This is a genomic window from Streptomyces sp. 1222.5, assembly GCF_900105245.1.
Lineage (GTDB): Bacteria > Actinomycetota > Actinomycetes > Streptomycetales > Streptomycetaceae > Streptomyces > Streptomyces albidocamelliae.
The window spans coordinates 6,745,615-6,769,282 of the sequence record NZ_FNSZ01000001.1; the positions used below are offsets into that span (position 1 = coordinate 6,745,615).

A 23,668-nucleotide genomic window follows, 5' to 3' on the forward strand; every position below is an offset into this window, starting at 1 on the left:
ACGGAGCCTTGCCCTAATGTCCGGAGCATGACGAGAACGTCGTGGACGCGCAGGTCGCTCGCCGCGCTCGCGGCCTGCGTCCTGCTGTCGTGCGCGGTGGCGGGCTGCGGCACCGGCGGGCCGGACAGGGGTACGGCGGCGCCCTCCCCGGTGGGCAAGGTGCTGGACGGCACCGACGGCGGGGGCCGTCATCTGCGCGAGGTCGCCGAGGGGGACGCCCCCGAGGTCGGCGTCGAGGTGACCCCGGAGTCCGGCGGCGGCTGGGAGGTCCGGCTGACCTTCCGCCGCTTCCACTGCTCCGCGCCCGGCGCCGGGCCGGAGGCGGCCCCGGGACGCGGGCTCGCCCACCTCTTCGTCGACGGCCGGCGGGTCGCCCGGCTGCGCGCGCACGAATACCACCTGCCCGGCCGGCTGGTCCCGCACGGCACGCACCACGTGACCGCGCGCCTGTACGCCGACGACGGCACCGTGTGGGCCGTGCACGGCAAGCCGGTGCAGAGCACCGCCGACATCACCGTGTCCGACACGGAGGCGGACGCGCCCGGGCCGTCGGCAGGGACCGGCACACCGCCTCCCGCCACATGAGTGCACGGGCCACCTTTCCGCGTACTGGAGGGCGAGGTTCACCGGATCCCGGCGGAGAGGCATCATGAAACCCGTGCCCCACGCGACATCCCTCCGCCGCGCGCCGGTCCAGCGACGCAGCGCCGAACGGCTGACCCGCATCCTCGACGCGTGCGCCGAACTCCTCGACGAGGTCGGCTACGACGCGCTGAGCACCCGCACGGTCGCCCTGCGCGCCGGCGTGCCCATCGGCTCGGTCTACCGGTTCTTCGGCAACAAGCGGCAGATGGCCGACGCCCTCGCCCAGCGCAACCTGGAGCGCTACACCGAGCGCGTGGTGGAGCGGTTGAAGGAGGCCCGCGCGGGGGACTGGCGGGCCGCCATGGACGCGGTCCTGGACGAGTACCTGGCCATGAAGCGCACCGCGCCCGGCTTCTCCCTGGTCGACTTCGGCAACCAGATCCCGGTCGGTTCCCGCCAGGCCGAGCCCAACACCCGCGTCGCCGACCGCCTCATCGGACTGATCTCGGCCTTCCTCGACCGCAGTCCCGACGAATCGCTGCACCGCGTCTTCCTCGTCGCCGTCGAGAGCGCGGACAGCCTCGTGCAACTGGCATTCCGCCTCGACCCGCAGGGCGACGAGGCGATCATCGCCGAGACCCGGGAACTGCTGCGGGCCTACCTGGCGCGCGTCCTCGACCGGACGGCGTAGCCGTGCGGCCCCGCAACGGAGGCCGTCGGGGGCTCCCCTCCATGCCTACCGGTCGGTATGCTCGCGGCAGCTCGTGCGACACCGCCGCCGCCGACCCTCCGGGAGGACCCGTGTCCCGCACCGCCCTGCGTATCTGCCCCCTGTGCGAGGCCACCTGCGGGCTGACCCTGACCCTCGACGGCCCCCGCGTCACCGGTGCCCGCGGGGACCGCGAGGACGTCTTCAGCAAGGGCTTCATCTGCCCCAAGGGCGCCTCCTTCGGCGCCGTCGACGGCGACCCCGACCGGCTGCGCACCCCGCTCGTCCGGGAGAACGGCACCCTGCGCGAGGCCACCTGGGAGGAGGCCTTCGACGCGGTCGCCGCCGGCCTGCGCCCGGTGGCGGAACGGCACGGCCCGAACGCCGTCGGCGTGGTCCTCGGCAACCCCAACGTGCACACGGTGGCCGGCGCCCTGTACCCGCCGGTCCTGCTCGCCGCCCTCGGCACCCGCAGCCTGTTCACCGCCTCCACGGTCGACCAGATGCCCAAGCACGTCTCCAGCGGACTGCTCTTCGGTGACGCCAACGCCATCCCGGTGCCGGACCTCGACCGCACCGACCACCTGCTCCTCATCGGCGCCAACCCCCTGGAGTCCAACGGCAGTCTGTGCACCGCGCCCGACTTCCCGGGCAGGCTCAAGGCGCTCAGGGCCCGCGGCGGCCGGCTCACCGTCGTCGACCCGCGCCGCACCCGCACCGCGAAGCTCGCCGACCGGCACCTCGCGATACGCCCCGGCACCGACGCCCTGCTGCTCGCCGCGATGGCCACCGTGCTGTTCGAGGAGGGCCTGACCGACCTGGGGGACCTCGCCCCGCACGTCGAGGGCGTCGAGGAGGTCCGGCGGGCCCTGGCCGACTTCACCCCGGAGTCGGTGGCCGCGGCCTGCGACCTCGACGCCGACGTCGTCCGCACCCTCGCCCGCGAACTCGCCGCCGCCCCCACCGCCGCCGTCTACGCCCGCATCGGCAGCTGCACCGTCCCGCACGGCACCCTGGCGAGCTGGCTGGTCGACGTCCTCAACATCCTCACCGGCAACCTCGACCGGCCCGGTGGCGCCCTCTTCCCGCAGGCCGCCACCGGCAAGGCACCCCGCCCGGCCGGCCCCGGCCGCGGGTTCGCCCTCGGGCGCTGGCACTCCCGGGTGAGCGGACACCCCGAGGCGAAGGGCGAGTTGCCGCTCGCCGCGCTCGCCGAGGAGATCGACACCGCCACCGACGAGGGCGTACCGGTCCGTGCGCTGATCGTGGTCGCCGCCAACCCCGTCCTCTCCGCGCCCGACGGCGACCGCCTCGACAAGGCCCTTACGTCCCTGGACTTCATGGTCAGCGTCGACCCCTACCTCAACGAGACCTCGCGCCACGCCGACGTCGTCCTGCCCCCGCCCCCGCCGTCCCAGAGCCCGCACCACGACTTCGCCTTCAACACCCTCGCCGTGCGCAACCAGGTCCGCTACACCCGCCCCGCGGTCCCCCTGGAGGCCGACCGCATGGCCGAGAGCGAGATCCTCGCCCGGCTGGTCCTCGCCGCCACCGGCATGCACGGCACCGATCCGGCGGCCGTGGACGCGATGGTCGTCGAGCAGACCCTCGGCAGGGCCGTACAGGACGAGCACTCGCCCGTGCACGGCCGCGACCCGCGCGAACTCGCCGGCCGGCTCACCGGGGACAACGGGCCCGAGCGCCGCCTCGACATGATGCTGCGCCTCGGCCCGTACGGTGACGGCTTCGGCGCCCGCCCCGACGGACTGAGCCTGGACCGGCTGCTCGCCCACCCGCACGGCATCGACCTGGGCCCGCTGCGCCCGCGCCTGCCGCAGCCGCTGCGGACCCGCAGCGGCAGGGTCGAACTGCTGCCGGGGCCCATCGCCGACGACCTGCCCCGGCTCAGGGCGGCCCTGCGCGAACGCCCCGCCGGACTCGTCCTGATCGGCCGCCGCCATCTGCGGTCCAACAACAGCTGGATGCACAACGTGCCCGCCCTCACCGGCGGCACGAACCGGTGCACCCTGCACATCCACCCCGAGGACGCGGACCGCCTCGGCGTCCGGGACGGGGCGGACGTACGGGTCAAGGGCGCCGGGGGAGAGGTGGTCGCGCCCGCGGAGGTCACCGACGGGGTCCGGCCGGGTGTGGTGAGCCTGCCGCACGGCTGGGGCCACGACCGGCCCGGCACCCGGCTCAGCCACGCCTCCACCGCCCCCGGCGTCAACGTCAACCAGCTCCTGGACGGCAGCCTGCTCGACCCGCTGTCGGGCAACGCCGTCCTCAACGGCATCCCGGTCAGCCTGACCGCAAGCCTGTGACCAGGACTTTCGCGCTTATTGCTCGCACGCCGACCTCTTGCTGACGCCGGACGACGGGACCTAACGTCAACCCACCGCCGACACCCAGGTGCGATGTTCAAAGGCGAACGTTAGGTATCCATTCATGCTGACCATCCTCGGCTTCGCCATGATCGCGACCTTTCTGGTCCTGATCATGCTGAAGAAGATGTCGCCGATCTCGGCGCTCGTGCTGATCCCCGCGCTGTTCTGCGTGTTCGTCGGCAAGGGCGCCGAGCTCGGCGACTACGTCATCGACGGCGTCACCGGCCTCGCGCCCACCGCGGCGATGCTCATGTTCGCGATCGTCTACTTCGGTGTGATGATCGACGTCGGGCTCTTCGACCCGATCGTGCGGGGCATCCTCAGGTTCTGCAGGGCCGACCCGATGCGCATCGTCGTCGGCACCGCGGTCCTCGCCGCCATCGTCTCCCTGGACGGCGACGGCTCGACCACCTTCATGATCACCGTCTCGGCGATGTACCCGCTCTACAAGCGCCTGAAGATGTCCCTGGTCGTGATGACCGGCGTCGCCGCCATGGCCAACGGCGTGATGAACACGCTGCCGTGGGGCGGCCCGACCGCCCGCGCCGCCACCGCCCTCAAGGTCGACGCCGGCGACATCTTCGTGCCGATGATCCCCGCACTGGCCATGGGCCTGGTGTTCGTCCTCGCCCTCGCGTACGTCCTCGGCCGCCGCGAGCGGAGGCGGCTCGGCGTGCTCACGCTGAACGAGGCGCTGGTGGAGGAGACCGAGACGGTGCTCGTGGGTGCCGGAGTCGGTGTGGGTGCCGGGGCGGGGACCAAGTCCTCGGGAGGTGCCGGCTCCGGCACCGACGCCCCGCGTGCGGAGCCGGCGCCCGGGGGCGACGGTTTCCAGGGCCTCGACCCGCACCGCGCCACCCTGCGCCCCCGGCTGTACTGGTTCAACGCCCTGCTCACCGTCGGGCTGCTGACCGCCATGATCATGGAGTTGCTGCCGATCCCGGTGCTCTTCCTGCTCGGCGCCGCGCTCGCCCTGGCCGTCAACTTCCCGCACATGCCGGACCAGAAGGCCCGGATCGCCGCCCACGCCGAGAACGTCCTCAACGTCTCCGGCATGGTCTTCGCCGCGGCCGTCTTCACCGGCGTCCTTCAGGGCACCGGCATGGTCGACCACATGGCCGACTGGCTGGTCGGCAACATCCCCGACGGCATGGGCCCGCACATGGCCCTCGTCACCGGCGTGCTGAGCATCCCGCTCACGTACTTCATGTCCAACGACGGTTTCTACTTCGGCATCCTGCCGGTGCTCGCCGAGGCGGGCCAGGCGCACGGCGTCTCCTCGCTGGAGATCGCCCGCGCCTCGATCGTCGGCCAGCCCCTGCACATGTCCAGCCCGCTCGTCCCCGCCGTCTACGTCCTGGTCGGCATGGCCAAGGTCGAGTTCGGCGACCACACCCGGTTCGTGGTCAAGTGGGCCGCCCTGACCTCACTGGTGGTGCTCGGGGCAGGACTTCTCTTCGGCATCATCTGAATCCCCCAGGGAGGGAACGTCCATGGCGCCCGGTCCGAACCGTGGCTGGCTGCTCCGCCTCGTCCTCGCCTTCGGCTTCGCGCAGGGGGCGGTGTCGATGGCCCGGCCCGCGGTCTCCTACCGGGCGCTCGCGCTGGGCGCCGACGAGCGGGCCGTCGGCGTCATCGCCGGTGTCTACGCGCTGCTCCCGCTCTTCGCGGCCGTACCGCTCGGCCGGCGCACCGACCACGGCCGCTGCGCGCCGCTGCTCCCGGCGGGCGTGGTCCTCATCGCCGGGGGCTGTGCGCTGAGCGGGCTCGCCGGCACGCTGTGGGCGATGGCCCTGTGGAGCGGGGTGATGGGCCTCGGCCACCTCTGCTTCGTGATCGGCGCCCAGTCCCTGGTCGCCCGCCAGTCCGCACCGCACGAACAGGACCGCAACTTCGGTCACTTCACCATCGGCGCCTCCCTCGGTCAGTTCGTCGGCCCCGCCGCCGCGGGCGCCCTCATCGGGGCCCCCGACATGGCCGGCAGCAGCGCGCTCGCCCTCGTCGTGGCCGGGGCGGGCGCCGCGGTGGCGTTCACCTCGCTGTGGCGCATCGAGGACCGTACGGCGCTCGGGTCCCCTTCCCCGCGGGGCGGCAGGGTGCCGGTAGGTGGCATCCTGCGGGCCCGGGGGGTCCCAGCGGGGATTCTCATCAGCCTCTCTGTGCTGTCCGCCACCGACATCCTCACCGCCTACCTGCCGGTGGTCGGCGAGCACCGCGGCATCTCGCCCTCGGTGGTCGGCGTCCTGCTCAGCCTGCGGGCCGGCGCCACCATCGCCTGCCGGCTCGTCCTCACCCCGCTGCTGAGGCTTCTCGGCCGGCCGGCGCTGCTCACCGTGACCTGCCTGCTGGCGGCCGTCCTCTGCGCCGGGATCGCCGTGCCGGTGCCGGTGTGGGCGCTCGGTCTGACGCTCACCGTGCTCGGCTTCTGCCTCGGCGTCGGGCAGCCGCTGTCCATGACGACGGTCGTCCAGGCCGCGCCCGACGGAGCCCGCTCCACCGCGCTCGCGCTGCGCCTGACGGGCAACCGGCTCGGCCAGGTGGCCGCCCCGGCCGCCGCCGGTCTGGTCGCGGGGGTGGCGGGCGCGGCCGCGCCGTTCGTGATGCTCGGGGCGCTGCTGCTGCTGTCGTCCGGGGTGGCGCTGCGGTCGCCGGGGCGGCCCGAGTGGGCCGGCCGGCCCGCGCCGGAGCGGCCGAAGCGGTCGGGATTGCGCCGCACGAGCGATTTCTGACGGCGCGCCGGGCGTTGTTGTCGCGGTCCGCGCACCCCATGAAGGAGAGTCCAGGCGAAAGAGCGATTTGTATGAAAATCGTCTGAACTCGGAGGATTGCGCATGCCCACCCTGACACTCCCACGTGCCGTCGGCTCCCGCGCGGGCGCCTCCGTCGTCCTCACCGCCCTCGCCGCGGCGGGCGCGTCATGGGTGGCGGCGCCGAACGCGATGGCCGCGGGTGAGAACGGCGACATCAGGATCCACCGCGCCGACGTGTGGCCCGCCTCGGGCGGCAAGGACGATCCGCTGGTCTGCCGCTTCTACCTCGACGCCGTCAACTTCGACGTCCTCACCAGCGTCTCGTACACCATCACGCCGCAGCCCCCGCTGCCGAGCGCGGCCACCGTCTCCGGCAACATCCAGCTCGCCGGCGGCGCCGGGCACACCGATCCGCTGGGGCTGGCGGACGGCCAGTACAAGATCAGCTGGACGGTGCCGCTTGCTCCGGGCATCCCTCCGACCACCCCTCCCACCACGAAGGAGAAGGTCTTCCGGGTCAACTGCCGTGAGGCGCAGCACGACGGCGCGCAGGGGCCGGGCGGTCAGATCGAGGACCACCAGCAGCAGCAGGACAACGGCGCCTGGGGCGGCCACAACGACCAGCAGCCCCCCAAGGGCGGTGTGCACGCGGGCGGCGGCGGTCTCATCGACACGGCGGCCGCGTACTCGCCGGTGGCCGGCGCCGCGGCCGTGGGTCTGATCGCGGTCTGCGGTGTCGTGTACTTCCGGCTGATCCGCCGTCGGCCCCATGGTGCCGCGTAGGCGCCGACGCAGGCCCTGGTACCGGACCCGCGCCTACCGCCTCGCCAGGACGGCCCTGCTCGTGGTCGTCCTGGTGACGACGGTGAACCGGTGCGGGGGCGGCGCGGCCACCGGGCCCGCGCAGGCGGGCGGCGCGGACGAGGGGGGCGGGCCGCACTCCGCGCGTACGGACGGACGCGGACCGGGCCGGCCGGACGCGGCCCCGGAGCCCCCGCCGCGCCCGCTGTCGCGGTCCCGGCCGACGTCCTTCCATGTCCCCTCGCTGGGGATCGACGCCCCGGTCATCCCCCTCCGGCTGGGCCGGGACCGGCAGTTGGAGACACCGCCCGTCGACCGGCCCAAGCTGGTCGGCTGGTACCAGGCCGGCGCCACACCCGGCGAGTCGGGCACCGCGATCGCCGTCGGGCACCGTGACACGACGACCGGACCCGCGGTGTTCGCCGGGCTCGCCCAGATCAGGCCCGGCAAGCACGTCGAGGTCGCCCGCGCGGACGGCCGCAGCGCCGTCTACTCGGTGGACCGGGTGAAGGTCTTCGACAAGACCGGCTTCCCCGACAAGGAGGTCTACGGCCGCACCGGGCGCCCGGAGCTGAGGATCATCACCTGCGGCGGCCTCTTCAGCCGGCGGACGGGGTACACCAGCAACGTCGTCGTCTTCGCCCACCTGACCGCGACCAAGTGACCCGGGGGGCGGCCCCGTTCCCGCGCCCCCCGGCTCCCGCCCGAAACCCCGGCCTCCGTTTCCGTCGCCGCCTGGGCCGGAGCGTCCCGGGGTGCGGGATGTCCGTCCGGCGTCTTCCCCGGCCGGGCACATTCCGTTAACTTCCGTGACCCACGGGCCCCGTGCGACTCGCACCGGACCTTCGGACCCACGGAGCAGCGGCGCTCCGGACAGCTCCCGGGGGCGGCAGCCATGACACGCGCCATCTCTCTGCACGACGTGAACAAGACCTACGCGCGCGGCCCGCGCGTGGTGGACCGGCTCTCGCTGGACATCGCACCCGGCGAGTTCCTGGTCCTGCTCGGGCCCTCCGGCTGCGGGAAGTCCACCGTGCTGCGCATGATCGCCGGGCTGGAGGAGATCGACGAGGGCCGGCTGCTGCTCGACGGCGAGTACGCCAACGACTGGCAGCCCTCCGAGAGGGACATGGCCATGGTGTTCCAGAGCTTCGCCCTCTACCCGAGCATGACCAGCCGCGACAACATCGGCTTCCCGCTGCGCATCGAGTCCCCCGGCGCGGACCCCGGCCCACGGGTCACGGCCACGGCGCGCATGCTCGGCATCGAGGACCTGCTCGACCGCTTCCCCAGCCAGCTCTCCGGCGGCGAGCGGCAGCGCGTCGCCATGGGGCGGGCGATCGCCCGGCACCCCTCCGCCTTCCTGATGGACGAGCCGCTGTCCAACCTCGACGCCAAGCTCCGCAACCACCTCCGCGCCGAGATCGCCCAGCTCACCCGCGAACTGGGCGTCACCACGGTCTACGTCACCCACGACCAGGCCGAGGCCATGTCCCTCGGCGACCGGGTGGCCGTGCTGCGCGGCGGCCTGCTCCAGCAGGTCGGCAGCCCGCGCGAGGTCTACGCCCTGCCCCGCAACGTCTTCGTCGCCGCCTTCATCGGGACCCCGCGCATCAACCTGCTGCGCGGGCTGGTCCGCGCCCCGCTGGACGGCGCCATGACCGTCAGCCTGGGCAAGCAGGCCCTGCGCCTGCCCGAACCCCTGTCCCTGGACCACCAGTTGCTGAGGGTGCAGCAGGGCCGCGAGGTCATCGTCGGGCTGCGCTCGGAGGCGGTGCGGATCGCCGCGCACGGCACCGCCCGGCCCGGCGAGGTGCCGCTCACCGGACTGGTCGAGCACGTGGAGTTCCAGGGGCACGAGGTCCTCGTGCACTTCGACACCGGCTCGCGGCCCGCCGTCGTACCCGAACTGGAGGCCCCGCGTCCCGCCCCGCGGCCCGTGCGGCGACGCCGGCGGGAAGGCCCCACGGTGCTGGACCGGCTGCGGGAGCGGGCCGGCAGCCTGCGCGCCGGTCCCGTGGTGGTGCTGGAACACCCCGAGGACGCCGTACCGGAGCCCGCGCCGCCGGAGGGGCGTCTCCCCGGCGACCTGGTCGTGCGCACCACCCCGGACCTCCGGCTCCAGCACGGCATGCAGGTGCCCCTCCTCGTCGACCTCGCCCACCTCTTCGTCTTCGACCAGCACGGCGACCGGATCTGCCCGTCCCCCGACCGGCTGCCCGACCTGGACGAGTGACCGCCCGCGGGGGAGGCGATGATGTCCCGGGACGCCGACGCCCCGGCCCGCCCGCCACCACGGGGGCGTCCGGCGGCCGAAGGGATGTCTGGCGCGCGAAAACTAACAGCGCTAGTTTGTGTGCCGGACGACGCAGCCCCGCCGGGAGGAAACGCAGCATGAAGGCACACGACGGCCTGTACATCGACGGCGCCTGGCGCCCGGCCGCGAGCACGGACGAGATCGAGGTCGTGAACCCGGCCGACGAGCGGGTCATCGCCAAGGTCCCGGCGGGCGGCGCGGCGGACGTCGACTCCGCCGTACGCGCCGCGCGCGCCGCCCTTCCCGCCTGGGCCGCCACACCGCCGGCCGAGCGGGCCGCACGTCTCACCGCCCTCCGGGACGCCCTCGCGGCCCGCAAGGACGAGATCGCCGAGACGGTCACCGCGGAACTGGGCTCCCCCCTCGCGTTCTCCCAGGCGGTGCACGCGGCCGTACCCCTCGCGGTCGCCGGCTCCTACGCCGAGCTGGCCGCCACCCACTCCTTCGAGGAGAAGGTCGGCAACTCCACCGTCCTGCACGAGCCGATCGGGGTGGTGGGCGCGATCACCCCCTGGAACTACCCCCTCCACCAGATCGTCGCCAAGGTCGCCCCGGCGCTCGCCGCCGGCTGCACGGTCGTCCTCAAGCCCGCCGAGGACACCCCGCTCACCGCCCAGCTGTTCGCCGAGGCGGTGCACGAAGCGGGCGTACCGGCAGGCGTGTTCAACCTGGTCACCGGCCTCGGCCCGGTCGCCGGCCAGGCCCTCGCCGAGCACCCGGGCGTGGACCTGGTCTCCTTCACCGGCTCCACGGCGGTCGGCCGGAGGATCGGCGCGGTGGCCGGCGGCGCCGTCAAGAAGGTCGCCCTGGAGCTGGGCGGCAAGTCCGCCAACGTGATCCTGCCGAGCGCCGACCTCGCCAAGGCGGTCAACGTCGGCGTCGCCAACGTGATGTCCAACTCCGGCCAGACGTGCAGCGCCTGGACCCGCATGCTGGTCCACCGCGACCGGTACGACGAGGCCGTCGAGCTGGCCGCGGCCGCCGCCGCGAAGTACGGCGACCGCATCGGTCCGGTGGTGAGCGCCGGGCAGCAGGCCCGGGTGCGCGGTTACATCGAGAAGGGTGTCGCCGAGGGTGCCCGCCTCGTCGCCGGCGGCCCCGACTCCCCGCGCGAGAAGGGCTACTTCGTCGACCCGACGGTCCTCGCCGACGTCACCCCGGAGATGACCGTCGCCCAGGAGGAGATCTTCGGCCCGGTCCTCACCGTCCTGCGCTACGAGGACGAGGAGGACGCCCTGCGCATCGCCAACGGCACGGTGTACGGCCTCGCGGGCGCCGTGTGGGCCGCGGACGAGGCCGAGGCCGTCGCCTTCGCCCGGCGCATGGACACCGGCCAGGTCGACATCAACGGCGGCCGGTTCAACCCCCTCGCGCCCTTCGGCGGCTACAAGCAGTCGGGCGTGGGCCGGGAACTCGGCGCGCACGGCCTCACCGAGTACCTCCAGACCAAATCCCTCCAGTTCTAAGAGGAGTCCGTCCGTCATGGCCGTACGTGCCGCCGTCCTGCCCGCCATCGGCGCCCCCCTGGAGATCACCGGGATCGAGCTGCCGGCCCCCGGCCCCGGGCAGGTCCGGGTCCGCCTCGCCGCCGCCGGCGTCTGCCACTCCGACCTGTCCCTGACCAACGGCACCATGCGGGTGCCGGTGCCGGCCGTCCTCGGCCACGAGGGCGCCGGCACGGTCGTCGCCGTGGGGGAGGGCGTCCCCCACCTCGCACCCGGTGACCCGGTCGTCCTCAACTGGGCGCCCTCCTGCGGCACCTGCCACGCCTGCGCGCTGGGTGAGGTGTGGCTGTGCGCCAACGCGATGAACGGCGCCGCCGCCGTCCACGCCCGCACCACCGACGGCACCGAACTGCGCCCCGGGCTGAACGTGGCCGCGTTCGCCGAGGAGACCGTGGTCTCCGCGTCCTGCGTGCTGCCCCTCCCGGAGGGCGTGCCGCTCACCGACGCTGCCCTCCTCGGCTGCGCCGTCCTCACCGGCTACGGAGCCGTCCACAACGCGGCGCGGGTCCGGCCCGGCGAGACGGTCGCCGTGTTCGGCGTCGGCGGGGTCGGCCTCGCCACCCTCCAGGCGGCCCGGATCGCCGGCGCGTCCCGCATCGTCGCCGTCGACGTCTCGCCCGAGAAGGAGGAGCTGGCCCGCGCGGCCGGCGCCACCGACTACGTCCTCGCCTCCGAGGGCACCCCGCGCGAGATCCGCTCTCTCACCGGCAAGCAGGGCGTCGACGTCGCCGTGGAGTGCGTGGGCCGCGCCGTCAGCATCCGCGCGGCCTGGGAGTCCACCCGCCGGGGCGGCCGTACGACGGTCGTGGGCATCGGCGGCAAGGACCAGCAGGTCACCTTCAACGCCCTGGAGCTCTTCCACTGGGGCCGCACCCTGTCCGGCTGCGTGTACGGCAACACCGACCCGGCCCGCGACCTGCCCGTGCTCGCCGCTCATGTGCGCGAGGGGCGCCTGGACCTCTCCGCGCTGGTCACCGAACGCATCGGCCTGGAGGGCATCCCGGCCGCCTTCGAGAACATGCTCGCGGGCAAGGGCGGCCGGGCGCTGGTCGTCTTCTGACGCTCAGGGCACCTTCTCGGGTCGCGGCTCCCCGGCCGCGACCCGGGTCGAGGGGCCACCGCGCGCCCGGGACCGCGACACCGCCACGCCCGCCAGACACAGCACGCCGCCCGCCAGGGTGAGGACCCCCGGTACCTCGCCGAGCGCCAGCCACGACATCAGCACCACCAACGCGGGCACGGCGTACGTCGTCGCGCCCATCCGGCTGGCGGTGGTGCGGGCGAGGGCGTAGGCCCAGGTGGTGAAGGCGAGAGCGGTGGGGAAGACACCCAGGTAGACCATGTTCAGGGTCGCCGGCAGGGGGGCGCGGGCGGCCTCGTGCACCAGCTGCCCGGCGAAGGGCAGGCAGGCCACCGCGCCCACCAGGCACCCGAACGTCGTCACCTGCAACGCGCTCGCGCTGCCCAGGGCGGGCTTCTGCGCGACGACACCCGAGGCGTAGGCCACGGCCGCGAGCAGGCACAGCGCCACACCGAGCAGCGAGGACCCGCCGCCGCCCGACATCGACAGCCCCACGGTCACCGCGCCCGCGAACGACACCGCCATGCCCGCGAGCAGTCTCGGCGGCATCGGATCCCCGAGCAGCCGCGAGCCCAGCAGGGCGATCAGCAGCGGGCCGATGTTCACGACCAGGGCCGCCGTCCCCGCGTCCACCTGCTGCTCGCCCCAGTTCAGGACGACCATGTAGAACCCGAACCACAGCAGCCCGGAGAGCAGGATCCCCCGCCAGGCGGCCCTGGGCGGCAGTCCTCCCCTGCGTACGGTCCAGATGACCCCCAGGGCGAGGGCGCCGGACGCCAGCCGGCCGAGGGCCAGGGCGCCGGGGGAGTAGGCGCTGCCCGCACTCCGGATCGACACGAAGGCGGAGGCCCACAGGACGACGGTGAGGGCTGCGGCGCCGGTGGCGAGTATGTGCGGACGGTTCCGGTCGAGCTTCATCATGCTCCCGAGGCTAGACAGACGTCAGAACAGCAGGCTGGCGGAATCCGGACACCTGCCCGCCGAGCCGCGCGAGGGTGGGACAGAACCATCACAGGGGCGCGAGGAACCGCGCGACCGGCCACAACGCCCCCGCACCCGACACACCACCGGAACTTCCGTCCCCGTGGCCGCGCTCACCGCAGGTCACCGGGCGCGATGCCCAGCAGGGCCGACAGCGCCCGCTCTCCTGAGGGAGTCACCTTCACCGCCCGCTCCGAGCCGATCCGGACGCACCACCCGGCGGCCAGCGCGTGCCCGCACAGCGCCGCCCCCGCCACCCCGGCGAGATGAGGCCGCCGCTCGGTCCAGTCGAGGCACGCCCGGGCCACGGGGCGCCGGCCCGAGCGGTCGAGGGAGATGCCCGCCGCGTCGAACCACTCCGTCCCCGCGTCCGTCAGCGCGAACCCCGTGTCCTGCCGCAGCAGCCCCCGCCGGGTCAGCGCGTCCGTGACCGCGATGCCCAGCCGCCCGGCGAGATGGTCGTAACAGGTGCGGCCCCGGGCCATGGCGGAGCCGGCACTCGACTCGCGCAGCGTCCGGGGCGGGCGCCGGACGTTCCGGGCCGGCACCTGCGCGACGAGGTCCTCGACGAGCTGCGCCACGCGCGCGTCGGCCAGCCGTACGTACCGGTGCCGGCCCTGCCGTTCCTCGGTGAGCAGGCCGCCGGCCACCAGCTTGCCCAGGTGCTCGCTCAGCGTGGAGGCGGCGACACCGGCCTGCCGGGCCAGCTCCCCGGCGGTCCAGGCCCGCCCGTCGAGCAGCGCGAGCAGACAGGCGGCCCGGGTCTCGTCCGCGACCAGCGCGGCGAAGGCGGCGAGGGCCGCCGCCCGGGAGTCCCTGGCGGAGTCCTTGGTGGTCATGGACCCAGCATGCGACACCGTCGCTTCGGCGCACACCGAAGTGCCGGAGGCCGGCTCACGCACTCTCCCGTGCCTGTTCGTACTGCTGCGCCAGCCCGTCGAGCAAGGCGCTCAGCCCCGTCTCGAAGGCGCGCTCGTCGATCTTCTCCTGCTGCTCGGAGAGCAGATGGGCCTGGCCGAGGTGCGGGTAGTCGGCGGGGTCGTACGCGCTCGCGTCGTCGACGAAGCCCCCGGCGAACGAACCGAGCGCGGAGCCCATGATGAAGTACCGCATCAGCGCGCCGATGGAGGTCGCCTGCGCCGGTGGCCAGCCCGCGTCGACCATCGCGCCGTACACCGCGTCGGCGAGCCGCAGGGCGGCGGGGCGGCGGCCCGGGCCCCGGGCGAGGACCGGGACGATGTTCGGGTGGTCGCGCAGGGCGGCCCGGTAGGAGACCGCCCAGTCGTGCAGCGCGGTCCGCCACTCCCGGCCGTCCTCGAACATCGACAGGTCCACCAGACCGCTGACCGAGTCGGCGACCGCCTCCAGGATCTCGTCCTTGGTGCGGAAGTGGTTGTAGAGCGAGGGTCCGCTGACCCCCAGCTCGGCGGCGAGCCGACGGGTGGAGACGGCCGCCAGGCCCTCCCGGTCCACGAGTTCCCGTGCCGTCTGGACGATCCGGTCGGTGCTGAGGAGGGGCTTGCGCGGTCGGGCCATGGCGCACATAGTAGGGCTGCGACTGGAAACTAGCAGTGCTAATTTAAATGTACGGCTTTCAAGATCCATCTGTGTGGGGTGATCTCGTGGTGAACCTGGGGCTCGACGAGGAGCAGGCGGCCGTACGGCGGCTCGCCCGGGACTTCGTGCAACGGGAGATCGCCCCCCACGTGGTCGCCTGGGACCGCGCCGAGGAGGTCGACCGGGGCATCGTGAAGAAGCTCGGCGAGGTCGGCTTCCTCGGTCTCACCGTCGCCGAGGAGTACGGCGGCTCCGGCGGCGACCACCTGTCGTACTGCCTGGTCACCGAGGAGCTCGGGCGCGGGGACTCGTCGGTCCGCGGAATCGTCTCCGTCTCCCTCGGCCTCGTCGCCAAGACGATCGCCGCCTGGGGGAGCGAGGAGCAGAAGCGGCGCTGGCTGCCCGGGCTGACCGCCGGCGATTACGTGGGCTGCTTCGGCCTCACCGAGCCGGGCACGGGCTCCGACGCGGGCAGCCTCACCACCCGGGCCGTCCGCGACGGCGACGAGTACGTCGTCAACGGCTCGAAGATGTTCATCACGAACGGGACCTGGGCGGACGTCGTCCTGCTCTTCGCCCGTTCCACCGACGCCCCCGGGCACAAGGGCGTGTCCGCCTTCCTGGTGCCCACCGACACCCCCGGGCTCACCCGCCGCACCGTGCACGGCAAGCTCGGCCTGCGCGGCCAGGCCACCGCCGAACTGGTCCTGGAGGACGTCCGGGTGCCCGCCTCCACGATGCTGGGCGCGGAGGGCAAGGGCTTCTCCGTGGCGATGTCCGCGCTCGCCAAGGGGCGCATGTCGGTGGCCGCGGGCTGCGTCGGCATCGCCCAGGCCGCGCTGGACGCGGCCGTCGGGTACGCCGGTGAGCGCGAGCAGTTCGGCAGGCCGATCGCCCACCACCAGCTGGTGCAGGAGCTGATCAGCGACATCGCGGTCGACGTCGACGCGGCCCGGCTGCTGACCTGGCGGGTCGCCGACCTGATCGACCGCGGTGAGCCCTTCGCGGTCGAGTCCTCCAAGGCCAAGCTGTTCGCCTCCGAGGCCGCCGTCCGTGCCGCCAACAACGCCCTCCAGGTCTTCGGCGGCTACGGCTACATCGACGAGTACCCGGTCGGCAAACTCCTGCGCGACGCCCGTGTGATGACCCTGTACGAGGGCACCAGCCAGATCCAGAAGCTGCTCATCGGCCGTGCGCTGACCGGGGTTTCGGCCTTCTGAGTACCAGCCTGAGTATTCCGGCGGATGTGGCGCGGACCACGTCCGCCGATCCTGGACGGCATGAGCGAGACAGCGGACAAGTCCCAGAACACGGCGGCCTTCTACGGCCAGGCCGTCGCATCCTTCGCCGTCGCCATGGCCGCGACGGCCATCGGCATCTTCAAACTCCACGCGGACGCCTGGGTCCGGGCCTTCCTCGGCATCGCCGTCCTGTACCTGGTCACGTCCGCCTTCACGCTGGCGAAGGTGATCCGGGACCGGCAGGACGGCGCACGGCGGGCGTACAACCCCTTCGAGAAACTCTGAGCCTCCGGCGGCGCCGGTGGGCGATCGGACTAAGCGCTCGCTCACCATCAGCGGTATGGTGGTGCTCCTGTGACCGAGAGGGGCCAACGAGCGATGAGTACGGCGGAGGAGACGACCGGCGGCGAAGTGGAGCCGTGGGAAGAGGTCACCCCTGACGCGGCCCGGCGTCTGCTCGTCGCCGCCGTGGAGGCCTTCGCCGAGCGCGGCTACCACGCGACGACGACCCGGGACATCGCGGGCCGCGCCGGCATGAGCCCGGCCGCGCTCTACATCCACTACAAGACCAAGGAAGAGCTGCTCCACCGGATCAGCCGCATCGGCCACGACAAGGCCCTCGACATCCTGCGCACCGCGGCGGGGCGCGAGGGCAGTGCCCGGGAGCGGCTGGCCGACGCCGTCAGCTCCTTCGTCCGCTGGCACGCGGGACGGCGCACCACCGCCCGGGTCGTTCAGTACGAACTCGACGCCCTCGGTCCCGAGGCCCGTGCCGAGATCGTCGCGCTGCGTCGCCAGGTGGACGCCGAGGTCCGCGGGATCATCGAGGACGGCGTGGCCGCGGGCGAGTTCGACGTGCCGGACGTACAGGGCACCACGCTCGCGGTGCTCTCCCTGTGCATCGACGTGGCCCGCTGGTTCACCGTGAACGGCCCGCGCACCCCGGAGCAGGTCGGCGCGCTCTACGCCGACCTCGTGCTCCGGATGGTGGGCGCCGGGTAGGTCCTCAGAAGTAGTACCGGGCCACCGACTCCGCGACGCAGACCGGCTTGTCGCCGCCCTCGCGCTCGACGGTGAAGGCGACGCTCACCTGCACACCGCCGGCGACCTCTTCGACGCCGGTGATCGTGGCGGTCGAGCGCAGCCGGGAGCCGACCGGGACGGGGGCGGGGAAGCGGACCTTGTTCGTGCCGTAGTTGACGCCCATCCGCACGCCTTCGACGCTGATCAGCTGCGGGCCGAACAGCGGCAGCAGGGAGAGCGTCAGGTAGCCGTGCGCGATCGTGGTCCCGAACGGACCCGCCGCGGCCTTCTCCGGGTCCACGTGGATCCACTGGTGGTCCCCGGTGGCCTCGGCGAACAGGTCGATCCGCTTCTGGTCGACCTCCAGCCAGTCGGTGTACCCCAGCTGCTCGCCCACGGCCGCCTTCAGCTCGTCGGGGGAGGTGAAGGTCCTCGGTTCTGCCATGTTCCCGGCCTCTCGCTCGCGTCTCTAAGCAACTGCTTAGCATGGTCGGGTGAGGAGTCGATGTCAACGGATCCCGGGACGGCCGGGTGGGTAATCTTTGAGGAGTGCCCCAGATTCCCGAGAAGATCCACGAGCTGACCGTCGGCCAGCTGTCCGCGCGCAGCGGCGCCGCCGTATCCGCCCTGCACTTCTACGAGTCCAAGGGCCTGATCGCCAGCCGTCGCACCACCGGCAACCAGCGCCGGTACGGCCGTGACACCCTGCGCCGGGTCGCCTTCGTCCGGGCGGCCCAGCGGGTCGGCATCCCGCTGGCCACGATCCGGGACGCCCTGGCCGAGCTTCCCGAGGAGCGGACGCCGACCCGCGAGGACTGGGCGCGGCTGTCGGAGAAGTGGCGCTCCGAACTGGACGAGCGGATCAGGCAGCTGAACCGGCTGCGCGACCACCTCACCGACTGCATCGGCTGCGGCTGCCTGTCCCTGGAGAACTGTGTCCTGTCCAACCCGGACGACGTGTTCGGCGAACGCCTGACGGGCTCGAGACTGCTGGCGGAGAACCGCTGAGCGCTGCGCCGAGCTGCGCGGCTTCGGCCGGGGTGGGTGCGGTTCGTCGCCGGGTGCGGGGCGGTCGTGGCCGGTCGCGCAGTTCCCCGCGCCCCTTCGGGGCGCGGGGACGGTCGCGCTGGTGCTCGCGCCCCTTCGGGGCGCTTGTGGGGGTCACTCGTACTCGGTGCCGCCCTTGCGGGTCAGGTAGGCGGGGCTCACCGCCTTGGCGATGGTGCGGCCGCCCGTCACCGGGCTGTGGCGCTCCACGGCGGGGCGGATCACCACGCCCTCCCGCAGGTGCAGTTCCCGGCCGGACACGGTCTCCCGGCCGCTCGCGAACTCAAGCACCCGCGCGACGTCGTACGGCCCCGCGTACAGCCGGGGCACCACCGGGACCTCCCCGGCCAGCAGCTCCGCCGCGTCCAGCCAGCGCACCGTGCCGTCCACCTCCGCCGCGACGTCGAACGCCGCGTACCCGAGCGTGTCCCGCCGTCCGTCGGCCCCGTACGACAGGTCCTGCACCCCCGCGCCGAACACCTCCCCGAAGATGCCGACCCGGCGGGCGCCGAGCCGCTCGGCCAGCCGGGCCGCCGCCTCGGCGACCCCGTGCCCGCGCACCGCCCGCCAGTACAGGTTCCGCGGATCCTCACGCAGGGCGAGGGACTTGGCCCCGAAGCCCTTGGAGGACACGTACCCCCGTCCCTCGTCGGTGATCCAGGTCAGCAGGCACGCCGAACCGTGCAGCTTCTCCGTCAGGACGACCGGCTCGCCCGGTGTGAAGATGTCCGGATACCGCTGGATGTTCTCGATGTCGACCCACGGCAGCAGACCCGGCGCCGACTCGACCTCCCCGCTCATCGTCGGCGGGACCGGCGGCACCCACTTGACGATGCCCAGCCGTTCCGCGAAGTCCGTCCCCTCGGCCGCCGCCCGCACCAGGTCGACCTCCGCCAGTGCGTTCGGCCGGCACACGATGCCCTGCGACAGCTCGCCGCGCAGCCGCACCGCCCTGACCCGGTTGGCCTCACCGCCCGCCAGCCGCCCGGTCAGCCCCAGTTCCTCGATCAGCGCGGCCGGGAGCACGGCCTGCTCGGGGATGTAGACGGCGGCCTCACCGGTGCGGTACGCGCCCTTGGCGACGACGGCCCGGTACAGGCCCACCTGGGCCAGTTCGAGCGCGTCCGCGTTCGGATGCTCGTGGACGGTCAGCACTTCGGCGGTGACGCGCAGCGTCGACATCGCGAACTCCTCGGGTGGGCGGGCACGTCGGTGCCCGTCAGGCGTGTCTCATCACCTCCCACTGTCCGCACGGGAAACGGGTGGAGCCACCGGATTCGGGCCTGCTACCGTCCACGCCGCCACCAACTCGGCGTTCGAGGCGGCCCGTCGGCCGTCCGGCAGCAGCAGCGTGTCCTCCAGGCCGATACGCGTCACCAGGCCGAGCCGGCCGGCCAGCCGCAGCACCGGCCAGGTGCCGCCCTCCTCCCCGTGCAGCAGCACCGGGCGGCCGGCCGCCGTGCCCAGCCGGGCCAGCAGGGCGCGTGCCGAGGCCTCGGCGGTCGCCGGGTCGGGATCGGTCACCTCGGCCAGCACCCGCAGCACCCGGGGCGCGAGCGGTGAGGCCGCGAACCGGGCCGCGCCGTCGGTGCCCGACCAGATGCCCGCCTCCACCCCCACACCCCGCTCCAGCAGGTGACCGGCGACGTCCTCCGCGCCCGGCTCATGCCAGTTGACCGACGCGAAGTCGGGCAGCACCGACCAGTCGCGCACCCGCGCGAGCCGGGCCGCCGGGTCGGGCTCCGCCCACGCGCCGGTGGTCACCCCGACCGGCACCCGCACCCGCGCCCTGATCGCCTCCAGCGCCGACGCGAGCACACGCGGGGAGAGACTCTCGTGGCCGCAAGGAGTCCTCGGGTGGACGTGGACCGACGTGGCCCCGGCCGCCACGGCGTCGGCCGCCGAACGGGCCAGTTCCCCGGGGGACATCGGGACCGCCGCGCCGTCGGCTGCCGACCGGCGCCCGTTGAGACACACCTGCACCATGTCACGATGGTGCCCACCGGCCCGGCGGTCATCCCGGACCGCCTCGAAGCCGGGAGTGCGGCATCCCCTGCGCACCCCCGGTGGAACCCGGCCCCTCAGGCCGACATCAGCAGCCGTTCACGCCGGGAGGACGCCAGCGCCCGCGGGGTGAGCACGGGCCGCGGCACCAGGATCCCGCAGTCCGTGCAGACCGGGCCGGACGACGGCTCGTGGTCGAGGCCGTACCGCCAGACCAGGCGCTGTCCGTCGCACACCGGGCAGGAGGAGCCCGGTGCCCGCTCCAGCGCGGCGATCAGCCGGCGCAGCACCTCGGCCAGCGGCTCGTCGGGGTGGACCCGCGGGTCGTCGCACCACGCGACCCCGAATCCGCCCCAGGTCAGCCGGTGCCAGTCGTCCACGCTGCCCGGCCTGCGCAGCCCGTCGTGCTTCTCCTTCCTGCGCCGCTCGGTGAACTCCGTCTCGTACGCGAACCAGACCGAACGGGCCTCCTCCAACTCCTCCAGCGCGGCCACGAGCCGCACCGGTTCGGGGGAGCGGTCCTCGGGGCCGAAGCCCGACCGGGAGCACAGATGGTCCCAGGTCGCCCGATGCCCGTAAGGGGCGAACTTCTCGAGGCACTTGCGCAGTGAGTACCGCCGCAGTGCCAGATCACAGCCCGGATCGCGTACCTGTCTCGCCAGACTCCGGAAACCGGCCATCGCCCTGCACCTCCGTCACACCTGCACCTGCACTTCGGTCACTTCGGCGTCGTCGCAAGGACGTCGTCGAGTAGACGTATCGACAGGCGAATCGGCTCCATCTCTTCTCGGGTTCTGCTTGCCGGACTTCAAAAACTGACGCATGTTCATCTTTGAACTGGGGGATACCGGCGGTAACGTTCGGCCACCCCTGTCGCTAGGAGCTGCCATGCCACGGCGAACCCCACGTAACGCCCTTGACAGAGTGAGAACGTCCCGCCGTCTCTTCGGGTTCCTGAAGACGGCGTCCGTATGCGTCCTGACGGCCGCACTTCTCTCCCCGCTCGGCCAGACCCCCGCCTCGGCGGCCGGCGCGGCCGCCGCCCCCGACTACTGCGGCGGCCGGTGCTCGGACATCCTGCCGCCCGGTGAGAACGGCAACGCGACACTCGCGCAGATCCTGCTCAACCAGGCCTTCGGCACCCAGCCCGCGCACGCCGAGGACCAGCTCGGACCGTACGCGGGGCTCGCCACGGGCTACCCGGCCCTCACCGACGCGAAGATCAACACCTTTTTCGGCGACGCCTCCTTCGGCGTCCCCGCGGACCAGATCGCCTCCACCGAGAAGCCGGCCGGCCGCGGCGATGTGACGATCGTCCGCGACAAGAAGACCGGTGTGCCGCACATCACGGGCACCACGCGCTACGGCACCGAGTTCGGCGCGGGATACGCGGCCGGCGAGGACCGGTTGTGGCTGATGGACGTCTTCCGGCACGTCGGCCGCGGCCAGCTCACGACCTTCGCGGGCGGCGCGGCCGCCAACCAGGGCCTGGAGCAGCAGTTCTACCGGAACGCCCCCTACACCGAGGCCGACCTCCAGGCGCAGATCGACAACGCGGTCGCGAAGAACGGCGCCCGCGGCCAGCAGGCGCTCGCCGACGTCAAGGCCTATCTGGACGGCATCAACGCCTACATCGACGCCTCCGACAGCGGCCGCTACTTCCCCGGCGAGTACGACCTGACCGGCCACAAGGACGTCATCACCAACGCCGGCACGATCGAGCACTTCAAGGTCACCGACCTGGTGGCGCTCGCCTCCGTGATCGGCTCGCTGTTCGGCTCCGGCGGCGGCGGCGAGGTCGACAACGCCCTCTCCCTGATGGCCGCCCAGGCCAAGTACGGCGTCGAGGAGGGCACCCGCGTCTGGGAGGCCTTCCGCGAGCGCAACGACCCCGAGGCCGTCCTCACCGTGCACGGCGGTGAGAGCTTCCCGTACGGCGCCAGGCCCGCCGACGCCCAGGGCGCGGCCCTGCCCGACGCCGGCTCGGTCGTCTCCGAACCGCTCGTCTACGACCGCACGGGCACCGGCGCGACCGCGAGCGCGAGAAGCATGTCCGCCACGGCCGCCAGGACCTCGCTCGGCTCGGCCCGGCGCGGCATGTCCAACGCCCTCGTGGTCAGCGGCAAGTACACCGCGAGCGGGCACCCCATCGCCGTCTTCGGCCCGCAGACCGGCTACTTCGCCCCGCAGCTGCTCATGCTCCAGGAGATCCAGGGCCCCGGCATCAGCGCCCGCGGCGCCTCCTTCGCGGGGCTGAGCATGTACGTCGAACTCGGCCGCGGCCAGGACTACTCCTGGAGCGCGACCACCTCCGGCCAGGACATCATCGACACCTACGCCGTCGAGCTGTGCCAGGACGACTACCACTACCTGTACCGCGGCACCTGCACCGCGATGGAGAAGCTCGAGCAGAAGAACGCCTGGAAACCGACCACGGCCGACGGCACCGCGGCCGGCTCCTACACCATGCGGGCGTGGCGCACGAAGTACGGACCGGTGGCGTACCGGGCCACCGTCGGCGGCAAGAAGGTCGCCTACACCACCCTGCGCTCCTCGTATCTGCACGAGGCCGACTCGATCGTCGGCTTCCAGATGCTGAACGACCCCGACTTCGTCAAGGGACCGCAGGACTTCCAGAGCGCGGCGCAGCACATCAACTACACCTTCAACTGGTTCTACGCCGACTCCCGGCACACCGCCTACTACAACAGCGGTGACAACCCGGTCCGGGCGGACGGTGTCGACGCCGAGTTCCCGGTGTGGGCGCGGCCCGCGTACGAGTGGCGGAACTGGGACCCGGCCGGCAACACGGCCGACTACACCCCGGCCTCCGCCCACCCCAACTCGGTCGACCAGGACTACTACGTCTCCTGGAACAACAAGCAGGCCAAGGACTACACGACGGCGTCCTGGGGCGACGGCTCCGTGCACCGCGGCAACCTGCTCGACGACCGGGTGCGGAGACTGGTCGCGGCCGGCGGGGTGACCCGCGCCCAGCTGGTGCAGGCCATGGCGGACGCGGCCCTGGCCGACCTGCGCGCCGAGGACGTGCTGCCCGACCTGCTCAAGGTGATCGACTCCTCGGCGGTGAGCGACCCCACGGCCGCCGCGGCGGTGGCCAAGCTCCGGGCCTGGGTGGGCGCGGGCGCCAGGCGCACCGAGACGTCGGCCGGCTCCAAGGCGTACGCCGACGCCGACGCCGTCCGCATCCTGGACGGCTGGTGGCCGCTGCTGGTCAAGGCCGAGTTCGAACCGGGGCTCGGCAGCGATCTGTACACGGCGATCACGCACAGCCTGCCCGTCGACGAGGCCCCGTCCGCCGGACACGGCCCGACCGGCTCGCACGCCGGCAGCTCCTTCCAGTACGGCTGGTGGAGCTATGTCGACAAGGACGTACGAGCGGTGCTCGGGGAGCACGTGCGGGGCGGCCTCGGCCGCACGTACTGCGGCGGCGGCAGCCTCACCGCCTGCCGGGACACGCTGATCAGCACGCTGAAGCAGGCGGCCGGTCTGACCGCCGCGCAGGTCTACCCGGGCGACGACCAGTGCTCGGCGGGCGACCAGTGGTGCGCCGACTCGATCGTCCAGCGCACCCTGGGCGGCATCAAGCACGGCCGGATCGGCTGGCAGAACCGGCCCACCTTCCAGCAGGTGGTGGAGTACACCTCGCACCGCTGAGG

General features: G+C 73.1%; 22 protein-coding genes. 15 read left to right on the plus strand and 7 right to left on the minus strand.

Annotated features, from left to right (window positions below; all coding sequences use genetic code 11):
* The first annotated feature begins 27 nt into the window (after positions 1–27).
* From BLW57_RS30515 to BLW57_RS30560, 10 genes are all read left to right on the plus strand, one after another.
* Positions 28–585: a hypothetical protein gene (locus tag BLW57_RS30515; RefSeq protein ID WP_093478937.1), complete on the plus strand. Its 558-nt coding sequence runs from the start codon at positions 28–30 to the stop codon at positions 583–585.
* A 64-nt stretch (positions 586–649) separates the two neighbouring features.
* A complete protein-coding gene (locus BLW57_RS30520; RefSeq protein ID WP_093478938.1) occupies positions 650–1,276 on the plus strand; it encodes a TetR/AcrR family transcriptional regulator in 627 nt (208 codons plus the stop codon).
* A 110-nt stretch (positions 1,277–1,386) separates the two neighbouring features.
* Positions 1,387–3,618 (plus strand): molybdopterin oxidoreductase family protein, encoded by a 2,232-nt coding sequence (locus tag BLW57_RS30525; RefSeq protein WP_093478940.1) that lies wholly within the window; start codon positions 1,387–1,389, stop codon positions 3,616–3,618.
* Positions 3,619–3,742: 124 nt separating this feature from the next.
* On the plus strand, positions 3,743–5,152 hold the full coding sequence (locus BLW57_RS30530; RefSeq protein WP_093478941.1) for a CitMHS family transporter: 1,410 nt from the start codon (positions 3,743–3,745) through the stop codon (positions 5,150–5,152).
* 22 nt (positions 5,153–5,174) lie between these two features.
* Positions 5,175–6,410, plus strand: coding sequence for an MFS transporter (locus BLW57_RS30535; protein WP_093478943.1), 1,236 nt, complete (start codon positions 5,175–5,177; stop codon positions 6,408–6,410).
* Between the two features lie 102 nt (positions 6,411–6,512).
* On the plus strand, positions 6,513–7,214 hold the full coding sequence (locus BLW57_RS30540; protein WP_093478944.1) for a hypothetical protein: 702 nt from the start codon (positions 6,513–6,515) through the stop codon (positions 7,212–7,214).
* Positions 7,201–7,896: a class F sortase gene (locus tag BLW57_RS30545; RefSeq protein ID WP_093478946.1), complete on the plus strand. Its 696-nt coding sequence runs from the start codon at positions 7,201–7,203 to the stop codon at positions 7,894–7,896. The genes BLW57_RS30540 and BLW57_RS30545 overlap by 14 nt, the downstream gene beginning before the upstream one ends.
* 231 nt (positions 7,897–8,127) lie before the next feature.
* On the plus strand, positions 8,128–9,468 hold the full coding sequence (locus BLW57_RS30550; protein WP_093478947.1) for an ABC transporter ATP-binding protein: 1,341 nt from the start codon (positions 8,128–8,130) through the stop codon (positions 9,466–9,468).
* Between the two features lie 158 nt (positions 9,469–9,626).
* The gene (locus BLW57_RS30555) at positions 9,627–11,015 is read left to right on the plus strand and encodes an aldehyde dehydrogenase family protein (RefSeq protein WP_093478949.1); all 1,389 of its coding nucleotides are present in this window, start codon (positions 9,627–9,629) and stop codon (positions 11,013–11,015) included.
* A 16-nt stretch (positions 11,016–11,031) separates the two neighbouring features.
* On the plus strand, positions 11,032–12,114 hold the full coding sequence (locus BLW57_RS30560) for a Zn-dependent alcohol dehydrogenase (protein ID WP_093478950.1): 1,083 nt from the start codon (positions 11,032–11,034) through the stop codon (positions 12,112–12,114).
* A gap of 3 nt (positions 12,115–12,117) precedes the next feature.
* On the opposite strand, the gene BLW57_RS30565 is transcribed toward BLW57_RS30560, so the two are convergent.
* The 3 genes from BLW57_RS30565 to BLW57_RS30575 all read right to left on the minus strand — a co-directional run bounded on the left by BLW57_RS30565 (position 12,118) and on the right by BLW57_RS30575 (position 14,652).
* A complete protein-coding gene (locus BLW57_RS30565; protein WP_371127869.1) occupies positions 12,118–13,053 on the minus strand; it encodes a DMT family transporter in 936 nt (311 codons plus the stop codon).
* A 176-nt stretch (positions 13,054–13,229) separates the two neighbouring features.
* A complete protein-coding gene (locus BLW57_RS30570) occupies positions 13,230–13,955 on the minus strand; it encodes an ArsR/SmtB family transcription factor (protein WP_093478953.1) in 726 nt (241 codons plus the stop codon).
* A gap of 55 nt (positions 13,956–14,010) precedes the next feature.
* A complete protein-coding gene (locus tag BLW57_RS30575) occupies positions 14,011–14,652 on the minus strand; it encodes a TetR/AcrR family transcriptional regulator (RefSeq protein WP_093478955.1) in 642 nt (213 codons plus the stop codon).
* Positions 14,653–14,741: 89 nt separating this feature from the next.
* On the opposite strand from BLW57_RS30575, the gene BLW57_RS30580 reads away from it, so the two are divergent.
* The 3 genes from BLW57_RS30580 to BLW57_RS30590 all read left to right on the plus strand — a co-directional run bounded on the left by BLW57_RS30580 (position 14,742) and on the right by BLW57_RS30590 (position 16,916).
* Complete coding sequence (locus BLW57_RS30580; protein WP_093480961.1) at positions 14,742–15,893, plus strand: acyl-CoA dehydrogenase family protein; 1,152 nt, start codon at positions 14,742–14,744, stop codon at positions 15,891–15,893.
* Between the two features lie 60 nt (positions 15,894–15,953).
* Positions 15,954–16,199 (plus strand): YiaA/YiaB family inner membrane protein, encoded by a 246-nt coding sequence (locus BLW57_RS30585; RefSeq protein WP_093480962.1) that lies wholly within the window; start codon positions 15,954–15,956, stop codon positions 16,197–16,199.
* A gap of 93 nt (positions 16,200–16,292) precedes the next feature.
* Positions 16,293–16,916, plus strand: coding sequence for a TetR/AcrR family transcriptional regulator (locus tag BLW57_RS30590; RefSeq protein ID WP_093478956.1), 624 nt, complete (start codon positions 16,293–16,295; stop codon positions 16,914–16,916).
* Between the two features lie 4 nt (positions 16,917–16,920).
* Here BLW57_RS30590 and BLW57_RS30595 read toward each other — a convergent pair whose 3' ends face one another.
* The gene (locus tag BLW57_RS30595) at positions 16,921–17,382 is read right to left on the minus strand and encodes a MaoC family dehydratase (protein ID WP_093478958.1); all 462 of its coding nucleotides are present in this window, start codon (positions 17,380–17,382) and stop codon (positions 16,921–16,923) included.
* A 104-nt stretch (positions 17,383–17,486) separates the two neighbouring features.
* Here BLW57_RS30595 and soxR point away from each other — a divergent pair, with 104 nt between their 5' ends.
* The gene (gene soxR, locus BLW57_RS30600) at positions 17,487–17,945 is read left to right on the plus strand and encodes a redox-sensitive transcriptional activator SoxR (RefSeq protein ID WP_093478959.1); all 459 of its coding nucleotides are present in this window, start codon (positions 17,487–17,489) and stop codon (positions 17,943–17,945) included.
* Positions 17,946–18,098: 153 nt separating this feature from the next.
* Here the strand turns inward: soxR and BLW57_RS30605 are convergent, their stop codons facing one another.
* From BLW57_RS30605 to BLW57_RS30615, 3 genes are all read right to left on the minus strand, one after another.
* Complete coding sequence (locus BLW57_RS30605) at positions 18,099–19,166, minus strand: RNA ligase (ATP) (RefSeq protein ID WP_093478961.1); 1,068 nt, start codon at positions 19,164–19,166, stop codon at positions 18,099–18,101.
* 51 nt (positions 19,167–19,217) lie between these two features.
* On the minus strand, positions 19,218–19,970 hold the full coding sequence (locus tag BLW57_RS30610) for a 3-keto-5-aminohexanoate cleavage protein (protein ID WP_093478962.1): 753 nt from the start codon (positions 19,968–19,970) through the stop codon (positions 19,218–19,220).
* Positions 19,971–20,065: 95 nt separating this feature from the next.
* The gene (locus tag BLW57_RS30615; RefSeq protein WP_093478964.1) at positions 20,066–20,668 is read right to left on the minus strand and encodes a hypothetical protein; all 603 of its coding nucleotides are present in this window, start codon (positions 20,666–20,668) and stop codon (positions 20,066–20,068) included.
* A gap of 208 nt (positions 20,669–20,876) precedes the next feature.
* Between BLW57_RS30615 and BLW57_RS30620 the strand changes: the two genes are divergently transcribed.
* Entirely contained in the window at positions 20,877–23,666 is a 2,790-nt protein-coding gene (locus tag BLW57_RS30620; protein WP_093478965.1) for a penicillin acylase family protein, read from the plus strand.
* Positions 23,667–23,668 lie beyond the last annotated feature (2 nt).